This is a genomic window from Escherichia sp. MOD1-EC7003, assembly GCF_002965065.1.
Classification (GTDB): Bacteria; Pseudomonadota; Gammaproteobacteria; order Enterobacterales; family Enterobacteriaceae; genus Escherichia.
Window position 1 is genome coordinate 1 of record NZ_PTRE01000224.1, and the last position, 4,044, is coordinate 4,044.

Annotated in this window: 3 protein-coding genes and 1 pseudogene; 3 read left to right on the forward strand and 1 reads right to left on the reverse strand. The window is 45.8% G+C overall.

The features are described from left to right. Positions 1-475: 475 nt before the first annotated feature. Positions 476-1,147, reverse strand: coding sequence for a 7-carboxy-7-deazaguanine synthase QueE (queE, locus tag A7090_RS24235; protein ID WP_105275795.1), 672 nt, complete (start codon positions 1,145-1,147; stop codon positions 476-478). 172 nt (positions 1,148-1,319) lie between these two features. Between queE and A7090_RS24240 the strand changes: the two genes are divergently transcribed. The 3 genes and pseudogenes from A7090_RS24240 to A7090_RS24250 all read left to right on the forward strand — a co-directional run bounded on the left by A7090_RS24240 (position 1,320) and on the right by A7090_RS24250 (position 3,731). Then, positions 1,320-1,922 (forward strand): LemA family protein, encoded by a 603-nt coding sequence (locus A7090_RS24240; protein WP_105275796.1) that lies wholly within the window; start codon positions 1,320-1,322, stop codon positions 1,920-1,922. Between the two features lie 13 nt (positions 1,923-1,935). Continuing rightward, positions 1,936-2,607: pseudogene (locus A7090_RS24245) on the forward strand (TPM domain-containing protein); the annotation flags it as partial. A gap of 221 nt (positions 2,608-2,828) precedes the next feature. Continuing rightward, the gene (locus A7090_RS24250) at positions 2,829-3,731 is read left to right on the forward strand and encodes a TPM domain-containing protein (RefSeq protein WP_123056993.1); all 903 of its coding nucleotides are present in this window, start codon (positions 2,829-2,831) and stop codon (positions 3,729-3,731) included. Positions 3,732-4,044 lie beyond the last annotated feature (313 nt).

The window sequence follows — 4,044 nt, forward strand, 5'->3', positions numbered from 1 at the left end:
TAGATCACAAAACTCTATGCCTGTCTTTTTTTACCCGCCCATTACTGGGGATTCCTCAGCGCTAACGTGGGGAACTCTTGATGAAGCGGCGCGAGTTATAGCTGATGGACGGTTTATCCCCGCTAACGTGGGGAACTCTCTAAACATAACCTATTATTAATTAATGATTTTTTAAGCCAGTCACAATCTACCAACTTTACAGGATCACACAAGCAACACATCCATTATATTAAAGAGCACTTAATGCATTGATTGAAAAGGTAAATATTTAAAGTAATTCTCTACAGAATAAATTTTTCCAAACGCTACCGCAATAATTTTCACTCCAGCGAAAAATTAACGCCACAGAATTTGTAGAGAATGGTAATGATTAGTCCTGGATGGGCAAAATGGAGGTTTTTCAGAGGCGACAAAGAATATAAATGAGTGGAGTTCTTTACAGGTCCACCCATTTATAACGCTTATAAATGAGTAATCAGGCAATATTTAAATATTTATGTGTTTGCATCGACAAACGCCAGTTACGCGCAATGCAGGTTTCAATGCACAAACGTGTGGCATCATCCTTTTGGCTTATCGGCTGTAATGCAATGACTCGCGGTTTATCATCGGTCAGCGTCGCCAAAAGTTCATCCAGTGCTTCAATATCACGTACGCGTCCCACTGGATGTTTGATTTCGTTGGCTCGCTCCAGAGCCTGCGACAACACTTCATAGCCGCCGCGCATGTTCAGCTTTGGCGATACGGTAACCCAGGTATTCGGTGTGCAGCGTACTTCATGAGTGCCACTGGTTTCGATCTGGCAACTAAAACCGTTCTTTTCGAGCAGGTCAGTCAGTGGCAGCAAATCATGAATGCAAGGCTCCCCCCCCGTAATCACCACATGCCGCGCGGTGTATCCCTGACGGCCAATGACAGCCAGCAAGTCTTCACTGCTCGCCGCCCCCCACTTATCACTCTCCCTGGTCTTCGCCAGAATGCTGAAAAGGGAGACTTCCCGATCCTCAAGCTTTTCCCAGGTGTGTTTGGTGTCGCACCAGGCACAGCCGACCGGGCATCCCTGTAAACGAATAAAAATGGCGGGGACGCCGGTAAAGTAACCCTCACCTTGCAGGGTCTGGAACATCTCGTTAATCGGGTACTGCATAGCATTCTCTGTGAAGTGGATAATTGTTAATTATTGCAGATCCTGCCACAACAATCATGTCTTATTAACATTCTGTTACAGGCAGGTTTAAAGAAAAAAGTGGATTAGATCATAAAGAATAAAATGAAGCGGCGTATTATGTTTTCAGGAATTAATTAAAAGGGATTTAAATATGCTCAGAATATTCATCGTAATTATATTTGTTTTCAATTTATCAGGCTGTGGATATAACGATATTCAAACCTATGATGAGCAGGTTACCGCCTCCTGGTCTGAGGTATTAAATCAATATCAACGTCGCGCCGATCTTATTCCTAATCTTGTTGCTAGTATTAAAGGTTATTCCAGCCATGAAAAAGATGTGTTGGAAGCCGTAACATTAGCGCGTAGTCAGGCTAACCGTGCCAGCAGCGATCTTCTGCAAACGCCAGGAGATGAGCAAAAATTACAAACCTGGCAACAAGCCCAGGCGCAGGTATCTCGCACTCTCGGTCAGTTAACGATAATTAGTGAGCGCTATCCTGAATTAAAGGCTCAGGAACTCTATCAAAATTTAATGGTACAACTCGAAGGAAGCGAAAATCGAATTGCTGTCGCGCGAGGAAGATATATTAAAGCCATTGAACAATATAATGTCACTATCCGCAAATTCCCCGCAGTGTTAACCGCAAAGTTCATGGATTATACACCGAAGAAAAATTATTTGCCGGATGATGTCGCCACAGTCAGTAAAGCCCCAACAATAGATTTTAGCCAGAATGCTAATGCTCATTAAGCGGGGAAATCCTATGCGAATTTTTATCTTCCTTATGGCTTCCTTCAGCTCATCTGTGTTTGCCTCGCAAATTCCAGTACCTGAATTACCCAGGTATGTGAATGACTTAACCGGCACATTGACGAATAGCGAAGTAAACACCCTGACCAACCAAATTAAAGCCCTGACGCAAAAAAATCAGGCGCAGGTGGTCGTGTTAGTGGTTGAAACAACAGGCGATGAAACCATCGAACAGTACGCAACTCGGGTATTCGATAGCTGGAAACCCGGTGATAAAGACCGCGATGATGGCGTTCTGCTGTTAGTCGCCTGGCAGGATCATGCCGTGCGTATTGAAATCGGTTACGGACTGGAAGGCGTTATTACGGATGCGCAATCCGGGCAAATTATTCGCAACAGTATTATTCCGGCATTTAAAAATAGCGACCTGGCTGGCGGTTTGCAAAAAGGGATCAGCGATATTGAAAACCGTCTGGCAGGGAATAATTTAGCAACGATAACACCGACCGTTCACCCTTTACCCTTTAGCGGTTGGTGGGTTTTGTTAGTCTGGGCGATAGTACTGACCTTTATTTCCGCCAGAGGATATGTCAAAACGCTGGGACTAATTTGCTTCACAGCTATTGTACTGGCCTTTGTTTTACCTATAGCAGGTTTCAGCGGAAGCTGGGGAGTACTCGCAACATTACTCTGCTTCGCTACACCGTTCCTGGCTGTCGCTATCGCTTTTACCCCCTTCGGCAAAAAGGTTCGGGATTCGATGCGCAATACCAACCAGCCATCACGCCATACAAGACGCAATTCTAACTCCAGATATTCGCCATCATCATCGTCCTCTTCTTCCGACAATGATAATTTCCGCGGTGGCGGCGGTTCTTCAGGAGGCGGCGGTTCATCCGGCCGTTGGTGATCGTAATGCGCTTAATCTTTATTTTACTCGCTTTGTGGTGCCTTCCTGTGCTTGCCCAGCAAATTGCTGTGCCGGAGCTGCACCAACAGGTGACCGATATTACTGGTACGTTAAGCACGTCTGAACAGCAATCACTGACACAACAGCTGCAGGATATTACACAAAAAACACGGGCACAGGTCGCCGTATTAATAGTGCCATCCACCGGAGACGATACCATTGAACAATATGCAACACGCGTTTTTGATAGCTGGAAACTGGGAGATAAGCAGCGAAACGATGGTATTTTACTTCTGGTTGCCTGGGAAGATCATGCTGTCCGTATTGAAGTTGGCTACGGGCTGGAAGGGGTGGTTACCGACCTGCAAGCGGCGAAGATTATCCGTGATATATTGATCCCTGCTTTCAAAAGTGATGACCTTATAGGGGGGTTAACACTGGCAAGCGAAAATATCGGCGCACTTCTGTTAAATGGTGAATTACCGGAAGACAGGGGGAATTACTACAGTATCAATCCCCCTATTCCATTATCGCTTGCTATAATTATATTGTTGGCGGTGCTTTCATATTTCATTGTTTTTACCGATCCGTCAAATCTTCTCTGGATAGCACTCACTGGCGCCATTTACGGGATGGTATTCCTCTATGTTGCCGAGCCTGGACCATGGACGAATTTAATCGTTGCCTGCGGTATGTTAACGCCTTTTGCGATCGTAGCGCTGCTTATTTTTTGGCTTATCGTTAATAAAAAGCTACGTGCCAAATACAAGACGCTTAGTAAAGAAAGAGCCTCAAGAAAAGGTTCTTCTTCATCCTCTTCCGGTGGCGGCTCAAGTGGCGGCGGATTTAGCGGCGGGGGCGGTTCTTCTGGCGGTGGCGGCGCGTCCGGCCGCTGGTGATTGAGCCATAAAAAATGCCAGCCCGAAGGATGGCATTTTTCAGATTGTTGACAACGTGCGCGTTGCTCATGTTGGATGCGGCGTGAACGCCTTATCCGACCTACAAAAACAGGCAATTTCAATAGATTGCAAAGATTACGTAGGCCTGATAAGCGTAGCGCATCAGGCAATTTTACGTTTGTCATCATTCTGATATGCCGCCCTTTGGGTCAGCATATCAGATTGTTGACAACGTGCGCGTTGCTCATGTCGGATGCGGCGTGAACGCCTTATCCGACCTACAAAAACAGGCAATTTCAATAGATTGCAGAGA

Excerpts from the sequence above, each read along its gene's own strand:
- queE (WP_105275795.1), bottom strand. The coding sequence starts at position 1,147 with ATGCAGTACCCGATTAACGAGATGTTCCAGACCCTGCAAGGTGAGGGT.
- A7090_RS24240 (WP_105275796.1), top strand. The coding sequence starts at position 1,320 with ATGCTCAGAATATTCATCGTAATTATATTTGTTTTCAATTTATCAGGC.